The sequence below is a fragment of the Microbacterium sp. NPDC028030 genome (assembly GCF_040637855.1).
Taxonomy (GTDB): Bacteria; Actinomycetota; Actinomycetes; order Actinomycetales; family Microbacteriaceae; genus Microbacterium.
Map to the genome: position 1 here is coordinate 228,555 of NZ_JBEZXF010000002.1, position 16,142 is coordinate 244,696.

At 68.2% G+C, this 16,142-nt stretch carries 18 protein-coding genes; 14 read left to right on the plus strand and 4 right to left on the minus strand.

What is annotated here, in order from left to right:
• Positions 1–5 precede the first annotated feature (5 nt).
• The gene (locus AB0E56_RS09910; protein ID WP_359798571.1) at positions 6–1,424 is read right to left on the minus strand and encodes a carboxylesterase family protein; all 1,419 of its coding nucleotides are present in this window, start codon (positions 1,422–1,424) and stop codon (positions 6–8) included.
• A gap of 102 nt (positions 1,425–1,526) precedes the next feature.
• On the opposite strand from AB0E56_RS09910, the gene hrcA reads away from it, so the two are divergent.
• The 12 genes from hrcA (at position 1,527) to AB0E56_RS09970 (ending at position 11,588) form a co-directional block, all read left to right on the plus strand.
• Positions 1,527–2,558, plus strand: a complete 1,032-nt coding sequence (gene hrcA / locus AB0E56_RS09915) for a heat-inducible transcriptional repressor HrcA (RefSeq protein WP_359798572.1) — start codon at positions 1,527–1,529, stop codon at positions 2,556–2,558.
• Between the two features lie 38 nt (positions 2,559–2,596).
• Positions 2,597–3,712, plus strand: a complete 1,116-nt coding sequence (gene dnaJ / locus AB0E56_RS09920) for a molecular chaperone DnaJ (RefSeq protein WP_220173413.1) — start codon at positions 2,597–2,599, stop codon at positions 3,710–3,712.
• 2 nt (positions 3,713–3,714) lie between these two features.
• Positions 3,715–4,443, plus strand: a complete 729-nt coding sequence (locus AB0E56_RS09925; RefSeq protein ID WP_359798573.1) for a 16S rRNA (uracil(1498)-N(3))-methyltransferase — start codon at positions 3,715–3,717, stop codon at positions 4,441–4,443.
• A 63-nt stretch (positions 4,444–4,506) separates the two neighbouring features.
• Positions 4,507–4,857 carry an HIT domain-containing protein gene (locus AB0E56_RS09930; RefSeq protein WP_359798575.1) on the plus strand — a complete coding sequence of 117 codons (351 nt, stop codon included), beginning with the start codon at positions 4,507–4,509 and terminating at the stop codon, positions 4,855–4,857.
• Positions 4,858–4,915: 58 nt separating this feature from the next.
• Positions 4,916–5,962 (plus strand): PhoH family protein, encoded by a 1,047-nt coding sequence (locus AB0E56_RS09935; RefSeq protein WP_359800030.1) that lies wholly within the window; start codon positions 4,916–4,918, stop codon positions 5,960–5,962.
• A complete protein-coding gene (gene ybeY, locus AB0E56_RS09940; protein WP_105670030.1) occupies positions 5,959–6,417 on the plus strand; it encodes an rRNA maturation RNase YbeY in 459 nt (152 codons plus the stop codon). Before AB0E56_RS09935 ends, ybeY begins: the two co-directional genes overlap by 4 nt.
• Complete coding sequence (locus AB0E56_RS09945; protein WP_359798578.1) at positions 6,414–7,709, plus strand: hemolysin family protein; 1,296 nt, start codon at positions 6,414–6,416, stop codon at positions 7,707–7,709. Before ybeY ends, AB0E56_RS09945 begins: the two co-directional genes overlap by 4 nt.
• Positions 7,684–8,598, plus strand: a complete 915-nt coding sequence (gene era, locus AB0E56_RS09950) for a GTPase Era (protein WP_359798580.1) — start codon at positions 7,684–7,686, stop codon at positions 8,596–8,598. The genes AB0E56_RS09945 and era overlap by 26 nt, the downstream gene beginning before the upstream one ends.
• Before the next feature lie 54 nt (positions 8,599–8,652).
• Entirely contained in the window at positions 8,653–9,174 is a 522-nt protein-coding gene (locus AB0E56_RS09955) for a sigma-70 family RNA polymerase sigma factor (RefSeq protein WP_359798582.1), read from the plus strand.
• Positions 9,174–10,154 carry a hypothetical protein gene (locus tag AB0E56_RS09960; RefSeq protein WP_359798584.1) on the plus strand — a complete coding sequence of 327 codons (981 nt, stop codon included), beginning with the start codon at positions 9,174–9,176 and terminating at the stop codon, positions 10,152–10,154. The genes AB0E56_RS09955 and AB0E56_RS09960 overlap by 1 nt, the downstream gene beginning before the upstream one ends.
• Positions 10,151–10,624, plus strand: a complete 474-nt coding sequence (locus AB0E56_RS09965; RefSeq protein ID WP_359798586.1) for a hypothetical protein — start codon at positions 10,151–10,153, stop codon at positions 10,622–10,624. The genes AB0E56_RS09960 and AB0E56_RS09965 overlap by 4 nt, the downstream gene beginning before the upstream one ends.
• A gap of 37 nt (positions 10,625–10,661) precedes the next feature.
• Positions 10,662–11,588 (plus strand): NADP-dependent oxidoreductase, encoded by a 927-nt coding sequence (locus AB0E56_RS09970; protein ID WP_359800031.1) that lies wholly within the window; start codon positions 10,662–10,664, stop codon positions 11,586–11,588.
• On the opposite strand, the gene AB0E56_RS09975 is transcribed toward AB0E56_RS09970, so the two are convergent.
• The gene (locus tag AB0E56_RS09975) at positions 11,585–12,232 is read right to left on the minus strand and encodes a hypothetical protein (RefSeq protein ID WP_359798587.1); all 648 of its coding nucleotides are present in this window, start codon (positions 12,230–12,232) and stop codon (positions 11,585–11,587) included. The two genes, AB0E56_RS09970 and AB0E56_RS09975, sit on opposite strands and share 4 nt — an antisense overlap.
• Positions 12,233–12,425: 193 nt before the next feature.
• On the opposite strand from AB0E56_RS09975, the gene leuA reads away from it, so the two are divergent.
• Entirely contained in the window at positions 12,426–14,180 is a 1,755-nt protein-coding gene (gene leuA / locus AB0E56_RS09980) for a 2-isopropylmalate synthase (RefSeq protein ID WP_359798589.1), read from the plus strand.
• A 68-nt stretch (positions 14,181–14,248) separates the two neighbouring features.
• Here the strand turns inward: leuA and AB0E56_RS09985 are convergent, their stop codons facing one another.
• Positions 14,249–14,629, minus strand: a complete 381-nt coding sequence (locus AB0E56_RS09985) for a VOC family protein (RefSeq protein WP_359798591.1) — start codon at positions 14,627–14,629, stop codon at positions 14,249–14,251.
• 67 nt (positions 14,630–14,696) lie between these two features.
• Here AB0E56_RS09985 and AB0E56_RS09990 point away from each other — a divergent pair, with 67 nt between their 5' ends.
• Positions 14,697–15,428: a TetR/AcrR family transcriptional regulator C-terminal domain-containing protein gene (locus AB0E56_RS09990; RefSeq protein WP_359798592.1), complete on the plus strand. Its 732-nt coding sequence runs from the start codon at positions 14,697–14,699 to the stop codon at positions 15,426–15,428.
• A 6-nt stretch (positions 15,429–15,434) separates the two neighbouring features.
• On the opposite strand, the gene AB0E56_RS09995 is transcribed toward AB0E56_RS09990, so the two are convergent.
• A complete protein-coding gene (locus AB0E56_RS09995) occupies positions 15,435–16,127 on the minus strand; it encodes a TRIC cation channel family protein (protein ID WP_359798594.1) in 693 nt (230 codons plus the stop codon).
• Positions 16,128–16,142: the final 15 nt, after the last annotated feature.

Consider the following 16,142-nt stretch of genomic DNA (forward strand, 5'->3'; position numbering starts at 1 on the left):
CGGCATCACCCGGGGAGCAGGTCCATCCCGGCGGTGCGACGCTGCGTGACCGTCGAGCTGACGGCGTCGAACAGGCGCGTCTGCCGACCTGGACCGTACGGCGGCCAGCCGGGGTCGCCGTCGGTCACGAAGCCGACCCAGGCGGCGTTCATCTCGGTCGCGAGGTCACGCGGGGCATCGGGTCCGGCCAAGCGCCTGGCTTCCTCATCGCCGAGGCGGTCGAACACGAACCCGAGCTCGAGGGCGTGGGCCGCGCGAAGGTCTCGCACCGGACTCGGCCACGCGAACTCGTAGACGTGCGTCGTCGCGGGACGGGCAGCCGCGACGCGGCTCAGAGGCGCACGCAGCATCATGTCGGTGACGAGCTGGCCGAACACCTCACCCGTGCCGGCACCGGGGAAGGCCGCACGGTACTCGGATACGGCGCGACGGGGGATCCGGGAGAGCAGCCGGGCTGCCTGCAGCTTGAGCTCGCTGATGCCCGCCAGAGCCTCGGGTGGGAACCACAGCCGGTACTCGTCCGTGTTGCTGCCGATGAGCAGCGGGGTGTCGACCTCCGCCAGAACCTCGTGCGGGGAGCGCGGCAGGCTGTCGGGGTCGATCGCGAACTGGAACCCTGGGGCCCCGCCGAGCGGTGACGAGCCGGCGGACTGGGCGGTGCGCGCATCCAGCAGCTGCTCGGGCGAGAGCACGGCGAACGAATCTCGATCCGCGGTGACGCCGAGTCGCTTCGCCAGCTGCGCCGTCACTCTCCCCGCCTTCTTCGGGGACTGGGCAGTGAGCGGCCCGGATTCGATGACGGCGCGGGCGATCAACGCACGGGAGTCGTCACGTGCGAGAAGCCCGGCGACGATGGCTCCGCCGGCCGACTCGCCCATCGCGGTGAGGCGCTCGGGGTCTCCGCCGAAGGCCGCGATCTCGCGGTGGACCCACTCCAGCGCCGCGGCCGCATCGCGCAGGCCGAGGTTCCGGGGCGCGCCGTCCAGCACCGAGAACCCCTCGGAACCCAGGCGGTAGTTGATCGACACGAACACGATGCCCGCGTTCGCGAAGACGGTTCCGTCGTAGAGCGGCAGGGCTGCTGTGCCGCGTTCGAGCGCACCGCCGTGGATCCACAGCAGCACCGGCGCTCCTGCCGCCTCGGTCGGAGCCCACACGTTCGCCGTGAGGATGTCGTCACCGCCGATGCGCACGGATCCCAGGAGTTCGCCGATCGCTCCGGTGTAGGGGAGCTGGGGCGGCGTCGGGCCGAAACGCGTCGCGTCCCGCACTCCTTGCCAGGCGGGCGCCGGCTGCGGGGCTCGGAACCGGTTCTCACCGAAAGGGGCAGCCGCGTAGGGGATACCGAGGTAACGGGCGACTCCCTCCGTCTCGGTGCCGCGGACCACGCCGCTCGACAGGGTCGCCCGGGGTGAGGAGGTCATGAGCGTCATCCTAGGGTCGTGCCCCCGCGGTACGGAGAATCCGGAGCTTCACGGGGTAGGATTGGCACTCTGAACGTCCGAGTGCCAGCGGAAGGGAAGGCGATGGTCACAGAGCGAGGACTCCAGGTTCTCCGCGCGATCGTGCAGGACTACGTCGAGACCCACGAACCCGTCGGCAGCCGCTCCATCGTCGATCGGCATTCGTTCGGCGTGTCGGCGGCGACGATCCGCAACGACATGGCACTGCTCGAAGACGAAGAGCTCATCACGGCACCGCACACCTCATCGGGTCGTGTGCCCACCGACAAGGGCTACCGCGTCTTCGTGAACCACCTGGCCCAGTTGCGACCGCTCTCGTCGGCTCAGCGATCGGCGATCGAGTCCTTCCTGGGAGAGCCGGCCGACCTCGACGATCTGATGGTGCGCACGGTACGGGTGCTCACGCAGCTGACCGGGCAGGTCGCGCTCGCCCAGTATCCGTCATTCGCTCGCGCCCATGTCACGCACATCGAGCTGGTCGCGCTGGCGCCGAACCGACTCCTGATCGTGCTGGTCACCGATGCCGGGGGAGTGTCGCAGCGGATCGCGCCTCTGCCTGAAGCGATCGACGAGACGGCGATGGCGGTACTGCGCGCTCGCGTCTCCGCACTGATCACGGGTCAGGCGATCGGAGAGGCCTCCGACCGGCTCCAGACCCTGCTCGCGGCGGACGAGCCGCCGAAGGATCCGGTGCTGCACGCGATCGCCGGCGTCGTGCTCGACGAACTCGGCGGGTTCCGGCAGGAGCGCCTGGTGATGGCGGGAGCTGCGACGTTGGCGCGTCGCGAGCAGGACTTCCGCGGCAGCATCCACCCGCTCCTCGAAGCGATCGAGGAGCAGGTGACACTGCTGCGGCTGATGAGCGAGATGGTGACCGATGAGCACGGACTCGCGGCCAGCATCGGAACCGAGAACGCGCCGTTCGGGCTCGGCGAGGCATCGATCGTGGCCAGCAACTATGCGGCCCCCAGCGGAACGGCGCGCGTCGGCGTGATGGGTCCGACGCGCATGGACTATCCGAGCAATCTCGCGGCGGCACGGGCGGTCGCCCGTTACCTGTCGCGGATGCTCGACGAAGACGAGGCCGGCCGCTGACGCGGTCGCCACCAGAAGACACACGCAGAAGGGCGATTGTGGCGGACCACTATGAGGTTCTCGGGGTGTCCCGAGACGCTTCCACCGACGAGATCAAGAAGGCGTACCGGCGTCTGGCGCGACAGCTGCACCCGGACGTGAACCCGGGAGAGGATGCGGCCGAGCGGTTCAAGCTCGTGACGCACGCGTACGACGTCCTCAGCGACGACGACTCCCGCCGCCGCTACGACATGGGTGGCGGTGACGGTGCCGCGGGGAACTTCGGCGGCTTCGGGGGCTTCGGCGACATCTTCGAGACCTTCTTCGGGGCAGCGCAGGGCGGAGGGCGCGGAGCGCGCCCGCGGTCGCGGCGGGAGCGCGGCCAGGACGCGCTCGTCCGGGTGACGCTCGAGCTCGGCGATGTGGTGTTCGGTGCGCATCGCGACATCGAGGTCGATACCGCGGTGCTGTGCGAGACCTGCCAGGGATCGTGCTGCCAGGAGGGGACCTCCCCGGTCACGTGCGACATCTGCGGCGGCTCCGGTCACGTGCAGCGCCAGGTGCGCAGTCTGCTGGGCAACGTCGTCACCTCGCAGCCGTGCGGCACCTGCGAGGGGTACGGCACCACGATCCCGTACCCCTGCGGAACGTGCGGCGGCCAGGGACGTGTGCGCTCGCGCCGGACGGTTTCGCTCGACATCCCCGCCGGCGTCGAGACCGGTCTCCGGCTCCAGCTGCCGGGCTCCGGAGAGGTCGGCAAGGCGGGCGGTCCGAACGGCGATCTCTACGTCGAGGTGACGGTGAACGCGCATCCGGCTTTCAGCCGTGAGGGCGATGACCTGCTCGCGACGCTCGAGGTAGCGATGACGGATGCCATCCTCGGGACCGAGACGACCATTCAGGGCCTGGACGGCGAAGTCGAGCTGGAGATCCGCGCGGGTGTGCAGTCGGGCGACGTGCTCACGATCAAGGGCCGAGGGATCACGCCGCTGCGCGGCACGCAGCGCGGTGACCTGCGCGTGGGTGTGCAGGTGCTGACGCCCACGAGACTCGACTCCGCGCAGCGGGCGCTCATCGAGGACTTCGCGAAGAAGACCAAGGCGCCGGATCCGCAGCTCGCGCAGTTCCAGCAGGGACTCTTCTCGAAGCTCCGCGACCGCTTCCGCAGCCACTGATCATGTCCCTGCACTTCCTGGTCGAGTCGTCGACGGATGCCCGTGTCGGCGACGTCGTGGCGCTGACCGGTGCCGAAGCGAAGCACGCGGCCGTGGTGCGGCGGCTGCGTGTCGGGGAGGCCGTCACGGTCGGCGACGGTGCAGGCGTCTGGCTGTCGGGCGTCGCCGAGGAGGTCGCGCCCGCTCGCGTCGATGTCCGCATCACGGAGCGCACGGAGCATCCGGCGCCCGGGCCGCGGGTCATCCTGGTGCAGGCACTCGCGAAGGGCGACAGGGACGAACTGGCCGTCCAGGCCGCATGCGAGCTGGGCGTCGACGAGATCGTGCCGTGGCAGGCGAGCCGGAGCGTGTCGCGGTGGGAGGGACCGAAGGCCGCGAAGGGTCGAGAGCGCTGGGCGACCATCGTGCGTGAGGCGGCGAAACAAGCCCACCGTGCCTGGGTCCCCGACGTCATAGCGCCCGTCTCGACGCGCGAGCTCGCGGAGCGCGCGAGCTCGCAACGTGTGCTGCTGCTCGATCCCACGGCGTCCGCGCGTCTGTCGGAGATCGCTCCGGACGGCCGCGACCTGGTGCTGGTCGTCGGGCCCGAGGGGGGAATCTCGGAGGAAGAGCTCGACCGACTGGCGGCCGCGGGTGCGGAGCGTGTGCGTCTCGGAGACACGGTGCTGCGGACCTCGACGGCAGGACCTGCCGCCATCGCCGTGCTCGCTGTGGCACTCGGTCGGTGGTGAACCACACCGTCTCGTCGCCACGCTCCGGGCTGCACGGTCGTCGCCATCGGTAGACTTGACCGCATGACGGAACCCTCGATCTTCACGCGCATTCTCAACGGGGAGATCCCCGCCGAGATCCTCGGCGAGACGGATCGCCTCTTCGCCCTGCGCGACATCGCTCCGCAGGCGCCCGTCCACCTGCTCGTGGTGCCCAAGACCGCGGAGTACCGCGACGTCGCGGAGCTCGCCGCAGGAGACCCCGCGTTGCTCGCCGAGATGATCGCCTTCGCCGGCGAGCTGGCGTCGGAGCACACGGACGACGGCGACTTCCGTCTCGTCTTCAACACCGGCGCGAATGCCGGGCAGACCGTTTTCCACGTCCACGCACACGTGCTGGCCGGTGGCTTGACCGAGAAGAGCGTCGGTGCCTGAGAATCACGAACCGCAGGAGCGGAGCCTGGGTGCTCGGCCTCCGGAGTCGGTGGAGAAGATGTACGCGGACGGCGTCGCGATGGTGCAGCTGCTCGGCCCGCAGGACCGTCTGCTGAGGATGCTCGAGAAGGAGCATCGCGACGTCCAGGTCCTGGTCCGCGGCAACGAGATCACCCTGAGCGGCTCGCGGGACGATGTGGCGAAGGCGAAGGCACTGGTCGAGGAGCTGCTCGCCATGACCAGGGCGGGACACGACCTCGCTCCGAGCGACGTGTCGAGCTCCGCGCGGATGCTGCGGCAGGAGGGCGGACCGCGTCCGAGTGAAGTGCTCGGCGAGGCCATCCTCACCACGCGCGGCAAGGTCATCCGCCCGAAGACGCTCGGCCAGAAGGAGTACGTCGACGCGATCGAGGACAACACGATCGTGTTCGGGATCGGGCCTGCGGGCACGGGAAAGACCTACCTCGCGATGGCCAAGGCCGTCCAGGCGCTGCAGCGCAAGGAGGTCACCCGGATCATCCTCACGCGTCCGGCTGTCGAGGCCGGAGAGCGTCTCGGGTTCCTCCCCGGCACGCTCACCGACAAGATCGACCCGTACCTCCGGCCGCTGTACGACGCCCTCAACGAGATGATGGACCCCGAGATCGTCCCTCGTCTGATGGCGACGGGGACCATCGAGGTCGCACCCCTCGCCTACATGCGCGGTCGCACGCTGAACGACTCGTTCGTCGTCCTCGACGAAGCGCAGAACACCACTCCAGAGCAGATGAAGATGTTCCTCACCCGTCTCGGCTTCGGCACGAGGATGGTGGTCACGGGCGACATCACACAGGTCGACCTCCCGCAGGGCTCGTCGGGACTCCGTCTCGTCACCCGCGTGCTCGACGGCATCGACGACATCCACTTCTCCCGGCTCACGAGTGACGACGTCGTGCGGCACTCGCTGGTCGGACGCATCGTCGACGCGTACAGCGAGTACGACGAGAAGCGCACAGCCCAGAGGTTCGAGCGCGAGCAGGCCGCCGAATTCGCCAACCGTGCCGAGCGCAGGGGAGCGCAGCGTCCCGGCCCCCGCGACCGTATGCCGAAACGAGGACTCTCATGATCGAGATCAACAACGAGTCGGCCATCGACGTCGACGAGACGGTGCTGCAGCGCCTGACGGACTTCAACCTCGCACAGTTGCACGTCAGCCCCGATGCGGAGGTGGCGATCGTCCTGGTCGACGAGGGGGCCATGGAGGCGCTCCACGTGCAGTGGATGGATGAGCCGGGCCCGACCGACGTGCTGAGCTTCCCGATGGATGAACTGCGCCCCGGCACCGAGGATCGCCCGACGGCTCCCGGCCTGCTGGGCGACATCGTGTTGTGCCCGCAGGTGGCGGAGACGCAGGCGCAGGCGGCGCGTCACACTCTGATGGACGAGCTGATCCTGCTCACCACCCACGGTCTGCTGCACCTGCTGGGGTTCGATCACGCGGAGCCCGATGAGGAGCGCGAGATGTTCGGGCTGCAGAAGGAACTGATCCAGGGCTTCGCCGCGGCCGAACGTCGCCGATGACGGCCGTCCTCCTCCTCATCGCCGCCGTCCTGCTGGTGGCGTTCGGCGGTCTGATGGCCGCGATCGACGCCGCGTACGGCGTGACCTCGCGCGTGGGACTTTCCGACATGGCGACCGAGGGCCGCCGCGCCAAGGCGCTGAGCCGGATCGCGACCGACCTCGACGCGCACGTCAATGCCGTCGCGTTCATCCGCGTGCTCGCGGAGGTGACGGCGGCGGTGCTCGTGACCGTCGCCTTCACGATCCTCATCGAGAACAACTGGTGGGCGATGCTCGCCGCTGCCCTGCTGATGACCGCCATCACCTTCGTGCTCGTCGGGGCGAGCCCGCGGTCGTTCGGACGACAGCACGCAGAGGGAATGATCCGCGGCACCGCCTCGATCGTCCGGGGGCTCCGGATCTTCCTGGGACCTCTCGCGCAGGGCCTCGTGCTGCTCGGCAACAAGGTGACCCCCGGTACCGGGCGGAGCTCCTTCACGAGCGAGGACCAGCTGCTCAGCATGGTGGACGAAGCCGCGTCGAACGATCTCATCGAGGAGGACGACCGCGACCTCATCCACTCCGTGTTCGACTTCACCGACCAGTTCGTGCGCGCCGTCATGGTGCCCCGAACCGAGATGGTGACCGTCGATGCCACAGCGACGACGGACCAGGCGATGTCGCTCTTCCTGAACCGCGGCGTCTCCCGGATGCCCGTGGTCGACGACGACGCCGACGACGTGGTCGGGGTGCTGTATCTCAAGGACCTCGTCCAGTTCGCGTACCGGGACGACAGCGCCTGGCGTGCGGCATCCATCCGGCCGATCTCGCGTCCTGCGACCTTCGTGCCGGAGTCGATGCGCGCGGAGACCCTGTTGCAGCAGATGAAGCGCGATGCCGTGCACGTGTGCCTGGTCATCGACGAGCACGGCGGGATCTCGGGTCTCGTGACGCTCGAGGACCTGATCGAGGAGCTCGTCGGTGAGATCTCCGACGAGTACGATCAGGTATCCGCGGAGTTCGTCGACCTGGGTCACGGACGATACCGGGTGAGTTCCCGTCTCTCGCTGGAGGATGTGGGCGATCTCTTCGGACTCGAACTCGAGGACGAGGACGTCGACTCGATCGGCGGCCTGCTCGGCAAGGCACTCGGACAGGTACCGCAGCCCGGTGCGACGGCGACCGTCGAGGGCCTGGTCCTCACCGGCGGAGCCTCTCGCGGACGCGGCCGTGGGATCGCCACGGTGTTCGTGGAACGCGCGACAGGAGAACCTGACGCTTCGCAGGATGAAGGAGATCGACACGATGGCTGATGAGACTCGAAGCGGGTTCGTGACCTTCGTCGGCCGCCCCAACGTCGGCAAGTCCACCCTGACGAACGCTCTCGTCGGCGAGAAGATCGCGATCACGAGCGAGAAGCCGCAGACCACCCGTCGGGCGATCCGCGGCATCGTGAATCGGCCGGAGGGTCAGCTCGTGATCGTCGACACGCCGGGCATCCACAAGCCGCGCACGCTGCTCGGGGAACGGTTGAACGACCTGGTGGAGCAGGTGCTGGGTGATGTCGACGTGATCGGATTCTGCGTTCCGGCCAACGAGAAGGTCGGTCCAGGCGACCGCCGCATCGCGGCTTCGCTCGACGGATACCCGCGCGCCAAGAAGATCGCGATCGTGACGAAGACGGATGCCGCCGGTCGAGACGAGATCACCGGCAGGCTGGTGGAGGTCGATGCGCTGCGCGACGACTGGGCGGCTGTCATCCCGCTCTCGGCGCTGACCAGGGATCAGCTCGACGTGCTCTCCGACGAGATCCTCCAGTTGATGCCGAAAGGCCCCGCGCTGTACCCCGAGGGGATCACGACCGACGAGTCGCAGGAAGAGCGCATCGCCGAGATGATCCGCGAAGCAGCCCTCGAGGGGGTGCGCGATGAGCTTCCGCACTCGATCGCCGTGGTGATCGACGACATCGCGCCGCGCGAGGGCACCGACCTGACCGATGTGCACGCCTCGATCGTCGTGGAGCGCGACAGCCAGAAAGCCATCATCATCGGGCACAAGGGCAAGCGCCTCAGCGAGGTGGGTGCACGTGCTCGCGCAGGCATCGAGGATCTGCTGGGTACGCGCGTGTTCCTCGGCCTGCACGTCAAGGTCGCCAAGGAGTGGCAACGCGACCCGAAGCAGCTCGGCAGACTCGGCTTCTGAGATGCGTCCGGGCCACGCGTCGAAGGCGGCGGGAAGACCGCCGACCCCGACGATATGAATCTTCGCAGCGAAGACCCGAATCCGCTGCGAAACGAGGTCTTCACCCGTGTGTTCGATGCGCATTGGGCGGCAGTGCGTCACCACGTCGAAGGTGTCGTCGCCGACGACGAGGAGGTCACCGAGATCGTCTCGGAGGTGTTCTTCATCGCCTGGGCGCGCCTCCGGCCCGCGCGACCGCCCGGACGTGTCTGGCTCCTGCGCGCGGCGGACCGTCGTCTGCGCTCGCGCACCACCCGGTCGTCCGTGCCGCACGGTGCTCTCGATGCCGTGCACATGGGCGTATCAGGGGACGAGGAGCAGTTGGGTCGACTCGGTCGCGTCGAAGTCGTCCGCGCTTTGGGTGTCCTCACACAGCCTCAACGGCGTATCATCATGCTCACGTACTGGGATGGACTCGCGGTGGGGGAGATCGCCGAGCTGTTGCGCGCTTCTGAGTCCAGGGTGCAGAAGACGCTGAGCCGAGCGCAGGATCGCCTGCGGTCGGAGCTGGGCCTGGAGGGGGCTGGTGACGGGTGATGACGCAGAACGCCGTGCTCGAGCGGATGCTGAGCGAAGCCGATCCCGCGACGACGCCACGCGATGCGGTGCCGGACGCCCGTGCCCGTGCGACACGCGACCGCATCCTTCGCACAGGTTCGGCTCCACGGCGTCGCCGCACCCGGACGATCGGATGGACGGGCGGGGTCACGGCTGCCGTCGCCTCGACGGCGCTGGCCTTCGCGATCTTCTCGCCGCAGGGTGCGGCGGTCGCCGCCACTCCGGCTCCACTCGACTTCAGCGGGTCCAACACCATCGCGCAGCTCGTCGACGATGCGGGTGCGGCGCTGGCCGACACCCCCGGCCCGACGACGCCGCTGCGAACAGTCAAGACGGCATCGTGGTCGTTCTCGGTCGACGTCGACACCAAGACCTCGACGGTCGCTCCGCAGCTCTCCACGCTGACGTGGGAGCCTGACGGTTCGGGACGCATGATCATCCTCGCCGGCGTCCCCTACGACCCCTCTGATGCGGTCGCCAGCAACGCCGCCGAGGTCACGAGCAGCGGGGAGGTCGTCACCGATCTCGTGATGGCCCCCGGCGATTTCGACACCCCGTGGACGGCCGTTCCCGGTGAGACCCGCGACGACATGATCGCGATGCTCCGCGCATTCGGAATGCCGGAGGACCCGACCGCATACGAGGTCGAGATGGCTTTCACCACCATCCTCGATCAATGGACCTTGACCGATGCGCAACACCGCGAGCTCCTCCTTCTTCTCGAGGAAGCAGGCGGCGGCGATGCCCTCGGCACGTCGACCGACCGTCTGGGACGCGCGGTCACGGGAGTCCGGGTGCAGTCGCCGGACGGAGCCGTGAGCGACCTGGTCCTGGTGTCTCGCGACACGGGACGGATCGTGGGCGTCGAGCGCACCGTGCTGACCGCCGATGAACTGTTCCCTGCCGGGGCGATCATCTCGTACCAGATGTGGGATCTCGATGAGGAGACAATTCGATGAAACGCACGACCGTTCTCGCCACAGCGCTGCTGGGCATCGCCATGATCCTGGGCTCGGCTCCGGCCTACGCCGACGCTGAGACACCCCGAGACGTGGATCCGCAGATCGCCGCGGTCCTCGACGATGTTCCAGGCGGCATCGTGATCGATGCGACCCACGCCGTGTGGCCCGAGTTGGACATGGAGCTGAGCGTTCCCGGCGCAGCAGGACTCGCGGCGCGTTCCGTCGGAAGCTGCGCGACCGGTCGTATCTGCGCCTACAACGCGTCCTCTCTCGGGGGTGGCGTGCTGTCCTTCGGCACGTGCGCCGTCCATACGATCCCCTCGAGCTTCACCGCCAAGTCCGTGGCGAATGCGCGCAGCGGCGGGTACGTTCAGGTGCGCAACGGCAGCACGGTGCTCAAGAGCGTGAATGCCGGGACCTGGGCGAACGTCACCGGTACCGTCACGAACCTCCGCTGCATCCTCTGAGCGGCTCGGCGTGACGGTGGCGGCTGCACAGCACTGGGTGGCGACGGGGTGGGGATCTCCCGATGAGTGGGAGTTCGTCGCGCATCAGGTCGCGGCTCCGGAGGCGGGTGAGGTCACGATCCGCGTGCGGGCGGCCGGCGTCAATCCTGCGGACGCGAAGCATGTCGCCTCCGCTCGATCAGGGCTCGAACTCCCCGTGCCGATCGGTTACGAGGTCTCCGGCGAATTGAGCGCACTCGGTCCCGACACGCGGATCGGCTCCGGAGCGGCATCGGTGGGCGACGAGGTCATCGCGTTCCGCGTGCGCGGCGGCTACGCCACCGAACTCACCGTTCCTGCCGAGAAGGTGTTCGCGAAGCCCTCGACCCTTTCGCACCCCGAGGCCGCAAACCTGTTGCTGGTCGGAACCACCGCCGCGGAGATGCTCGCGATCGCGGGTGCGGGTCCGGGCGAGACGATCCTGCTCCACGGGGCGTCGGGGGCCGTCGGCGTCAGCGTTCTGCAGCAGGCCCGCCTGCGCGGCGTACGGGTGATCGGAACGGCCGGTGCGGAGCGCTTCGACGAGGTGCGACGGTTCGGGGGCATCCCGGTGCGCTACGGCGACGGCCTCCGTCGGCGTGTGCTCGAGGTCGCAGGCGGACGCGTCGTGGCTGCCCTGGATGCGGTGGGCACCGACGAGGCCGTCGATGTGTCTCTCGAGGTGGTCGCCGACCGTCGACGCATCGTCACCATCGCCGCGTTCGCGCGAGCGGAGTCCGAGGGAATCGTGGCCATCGCGGGTTCGATGCCCGACAGCGCGCGTTTTCGTGACGGGGTGCGCAGCGAACTCATCGCCCTGGCGCAGAACGGCGATCTGGTCGTGCCGGTCGCGCGGACGTTCCCGCTCGATCAGGCGCCTGCGGCTCACCGACTGCTCTCCTCCGGACATCCCGGGGGAAAATTGGCGCTGATCCCCGAGGGCTAGTCGATCTCGCGCAGCGCCGAGGTGACGATCACCACGTCGTCGCCGTACTCGGCGTCGGCGGCGTCCTGCATCGTGCCGTCGTCCCACACGACGGTCAGCCAGACGTAGCCGCGGTCGGTCGCCACCGTGAGCGCCTCCGTTCCGAGACGCGCGGCGATGTCGTCCTGGACCCGCAGGAGTTCGTCTTCTGCCGTGGTCCCCTCGACGCCGCCGGTCGGGTCCTCCGGGGCGACCGTGTCGTAGAGGGCGAGCATGATCGGCTGGTCGGTGTTCGTGAGTCGTCCGCCGTCGTACGAGGCGTACACCGCGTATTGGCCCCAGGTGGTCGTGCCGCTGCTCTCGCTGCCGTCGACGCCGTCCCATGTCCATCCGTCGAGGGGCACTCCCTGGCACTGTGGTGGGTAGGACTCCATGATGGCCCCCATGCACAGCTGGACGTCACCGGCGACGTCGAGCACCGTACCGACACCGATCACGCGCCCATCCGGCAGGGCGGGGTGAGCTTCTTCGAGGCGCTGATCCGAGGGGACCGTCGTGCTCGTGGGGGCCGGGGTGCTGCCGGGCCCGGAGGCGCAGGCGCTCAGGAGCAGGACTCCAGCGGCAGACGCTGCGGCGAGGGTGCGGCGACGGTGCGATGTGCTCATACCGAGGAGTGTCGGGTCCTGACGGATCGTCTCAGACTCGTCGATACCGGCACGGCTTCCCTGCTAGCATGACCACATGCCTTTCGGCGGTCTGCTTCTTCTTAGCTGCCGCGACGAGTCCTAAAGCTAGGGCCTTCCTCGTCGCGGCGCTTGTGTTGGCCCGTTCATCTTGACGAAGAGAAGAAGCCCCATCATGCAGAACACTCAGCGCCCGTCCGCGATGCCGATCCACAAGTATCGGCCTTTCCACGAGCAGATCACCGTCCACCTGCCTGACCGCACCTGGCCCGATGCCCGCATCACCGAGGCCCCCCGGTGGTGCGCGGTCGATCTCCGCGACGGGAACCAGGCCCTCATCGACCCGATGTCGCCCGAGCGCAAGCGCGTCATGTTCGAGCTGCTCGTCAGCATGGGCTACAAGGAGATCGAGGTCGGCTTCCCGTCGGCGAGCCAGACCGATTTCGACTTCGTGCGGCAGCTCATCGAAGAGAATCTGATCCCCGACGACGTCACCATCCAGGTCCTGACCCAGGCGCGCGAACACCTCATCGAGCGCACCTACGAGTCCATCGCCGGAGCGAAGCAGGCCATCGTCCACCTGTACAACTCGACCAGCGTGCTGCAGCGCGAGGTCGTCTTCCGCACCGACAAGCAGGGCATCATCGACATCGCGCTCGAAGGCGCTCGGCTGTGCCGGAAGTTCGAGAAGACGATCCCCGACACGAAGGTCTACTACGAGTACTCGCCCGAGAGCTACACCGGCACCGAGCTCGAGTTCGCCGTCGACATCTGCAACCAGGTCATCGAGGTCTTCGAGCCCACCCCCGACCGCAAGGTCATCATCAACCTCCCGGCAACTGTCGAGATGGCCTCGCCGAACGTGTACGCCGACTCGATCGAGTGGATGAGCCGTAACCTGAACCACCGCGAGAACATCATCCTCTCGCTGCACCCGCACAACGACCGCGGCACGGCGATCGCGGCCGCGGAACTCGGCTACATGGCCGGGGCCGATCGCATCGAAGGCTGCCTGTTCGGCAACGGCGAGCGCACCGGCAACGTCGACATCGTCGCGCTGGGCATCAATCTGTTCACCCAGGGCATCGACCCCCAGATCGACTTCAGCGATATCGACCAGGTCAAGCGCACGGTCGAGTACTGCAACCAGCTGCCGGTGCCGGAGCGCAGTCCCTGGGCGGGAGACCTGGTGTTCACGGCGTTCAGCGGTTCGCACCAGGATGCGATCAAGAAGGGCTTCGAGGCCATGGCCGCGCGCGCCGAAGCCGACGGCGTGACCGTGGACGAGATCGAGTGGGCCGTCCCCTATCTTCCCGTCGACCCCAAGGATCTGGGCCGTTCCTACGAGGCCGTCATCCGCGTGAACTCGCAGTCGGGCAAGGGGGGTGTCGCCTATCTGTTGAAGTCGGACCATGCGATCGACCTGCCGCGAAAGCTGCAGATCGAGTTCTCGGGTGTCGTGCAGGCGAAGACGGATGCCGAGGGCGGCGAGGTCACCTCCGACCAGATCTGGTCGATCTTCAACGACGAATACCTGCCCTCCGTCGATTCGGCGGCCAAGTGGGGACGTTTCGAACTCCTGGCGACGCAGACGCGCAGCGACATGTCCGGTGACGTGGTGCTCGACGTCGTGCTGCGTGACGGTGAGGAGCAGGTCCCCGTTTCGGGCAACGGCAACGGTCCGGTCGCCGCTTTCGTCGAGGTGCTGCGCGGTCAGGGCTTCGACATCACGGTCTACGACTACGTCGAGCACGCTCTCAGCGCCGGTGGCGACGCGCAGGCTGCTGCCTACGTCGAGCTGCAGGTGGGCGACCAGCGGCTGTGGGGTGTCGGCATCGACGGGGACATCTCGACGGCATCTCTCAAGGCCATCGTCTCGGGCGTCAACCGGTCGATCCGCACCCGCGAGCAGGAGCTCGCGACGGTCTGATCGTCCACCGATGCGGACAGCGGCCGGCACCCTCTGTGGATGCCGGCCGCCGTCGTCTGATCAGCGGATCAGCCCACCCATTGCACGAGCTGCCAGATCAGTCCGTTCGGATCCGCGAACTGACAGTAGCGCTCGCCCCACGGCTCGGTCTCCGGGGAGGTGACGACCCGAGCGCCCGCGTCGGCGATGCGCGCGAACTCCTGGTCGATATCGTCGACGACGAACACGATCAGCGTGCCCTCGCCTGCGGATCCGGCGATCTCCTGCGGCCGGAAGGTCTTCAGCCCTGTCTCGAGGAAGATGATGTTGGGCACCGCGTCCGGATGCTGCAGCGATACGAAGCCCTCGGCGGACATCGCCTCCGTGAAGCCGAAGTGGGTCTCGGCGAACGTCGCCGAGGCGGCGACATCAGGGACATTGAGTGAGATGGCGGTCTGGGTGATGTTCATGTCTCTCCTGTCATAAACTACGTACAACGTACAGTGTTAAGCGATCGAACCGTGAGGGTATTCCGAGATGGCCAAGAATCTTGTGGAGCTGCTCTGGCGCAAGGCGTCCTCCGCCAGCGGGACGACTCGGCGCGGTCCGCGGGCTCGCCACTCCGCGGACGACGTGGTGGCCGGAGCCATCGCCCTCGCCGACGAGGGGGGCCTCGACGCCGTGACGATCCGCGGCCTCGCGCACGCCCTCGATCTGACCGCGATGTCGATCTACACGCACGTCAACAGCCGCGCTGATCTGCTCGTGCTCATGGTGGACGAGATGCACGAACGGATGACGGCTCCGATCGACGGCGCGGGGTGGCGCGACCGCGTGCGCCAGGTGGCGCAGCAGAACCTCGATCTCTTCCGCTCGCACCCGTGGATGCTCGACGTCGACGACCCCCGTGCGGCCGTGGGGCCGGGAACCATCGCGAAGTACGACCGTGAGCTGCATGCGTTCGATGGGACCGGGCTGTCGGATGTCGAACGCGACGCTGCGCTGTCGTTCGTGCTCGACTTCGTGCGTGCGTCCGGTTCGAGGATGCGGGAGCGCGCGGAACGCGAGGAGTTCGGTCCCTTCTGGGATGACGCCGGCCCACGGTTGGCGACGTACCTGGGCGACGGGTACCCTCTCGCCCAGTCCGTCGGCCGGGCTGCCGGCGAGGCGATGGGCGGCCCCTACGACGCCGAGGTCGCGTGGGAGTTCGGGTCGGTCCGCATGCTCGACGGGCTCGCCGGCATCATCGCGGAGACGAAGGGCGTCTGAGCAGGGTCAGTCCTGCGGCTTCACGATCGCGATCGCGCCCGTCTCCGCTGCGACCTTGCGACGGTAGATGCGGCGTTGCTCGGGCAGGGAGACGTCGAAGGTGACGGCGAGGATGCGGATGACGGTGGTGACGGCGATGCCGACGACTGCGGCGATCGTGATCGGCATACCGACGGCGACGGCGATCACGATGAAGGTGCACCCCGCTCCGGCGGCGACCGCGTACAGCGAGCCGACGTGCATGATCGCGGTCGGCAGACCCATCAGCATGTCGCGGAGCACGCTGCCGCCGACTGCGGCGCAGACGCCGATGAAGACGGCCGGTACTTCGGGGATGCCGAAGGCCAGCGCCTTGCTCGTCCCGAACGCACCGAACATCCCGATCACGACGGCGTCAAGCACGACGATCGCGGTGTTCAGGCGGGTGAAGAGCCCGGCGAGCAGCATGCCGAACAACGCCGCACCGGCGGCCGTCACCAGGTACCACTGGTTCTGGAGCGTCGCCGGCGTCTGCCCGAGGAGGATGTCGCGGATCAGGCCGCCGCCCATGCCGATCATGATGCCGGTGATCGCGACGCCCAGCCAGTCGAGCCGCCGCTGGCCCTGGAAACCGGATGCGAACATCGCGCCCTGGACGCCCCCGAGGCCGACGCCGAGGAGGTCCGCCCACAGCGGAATGGTGAAGAGCGGTTCGGTCACGCCCCCATTCTCGCG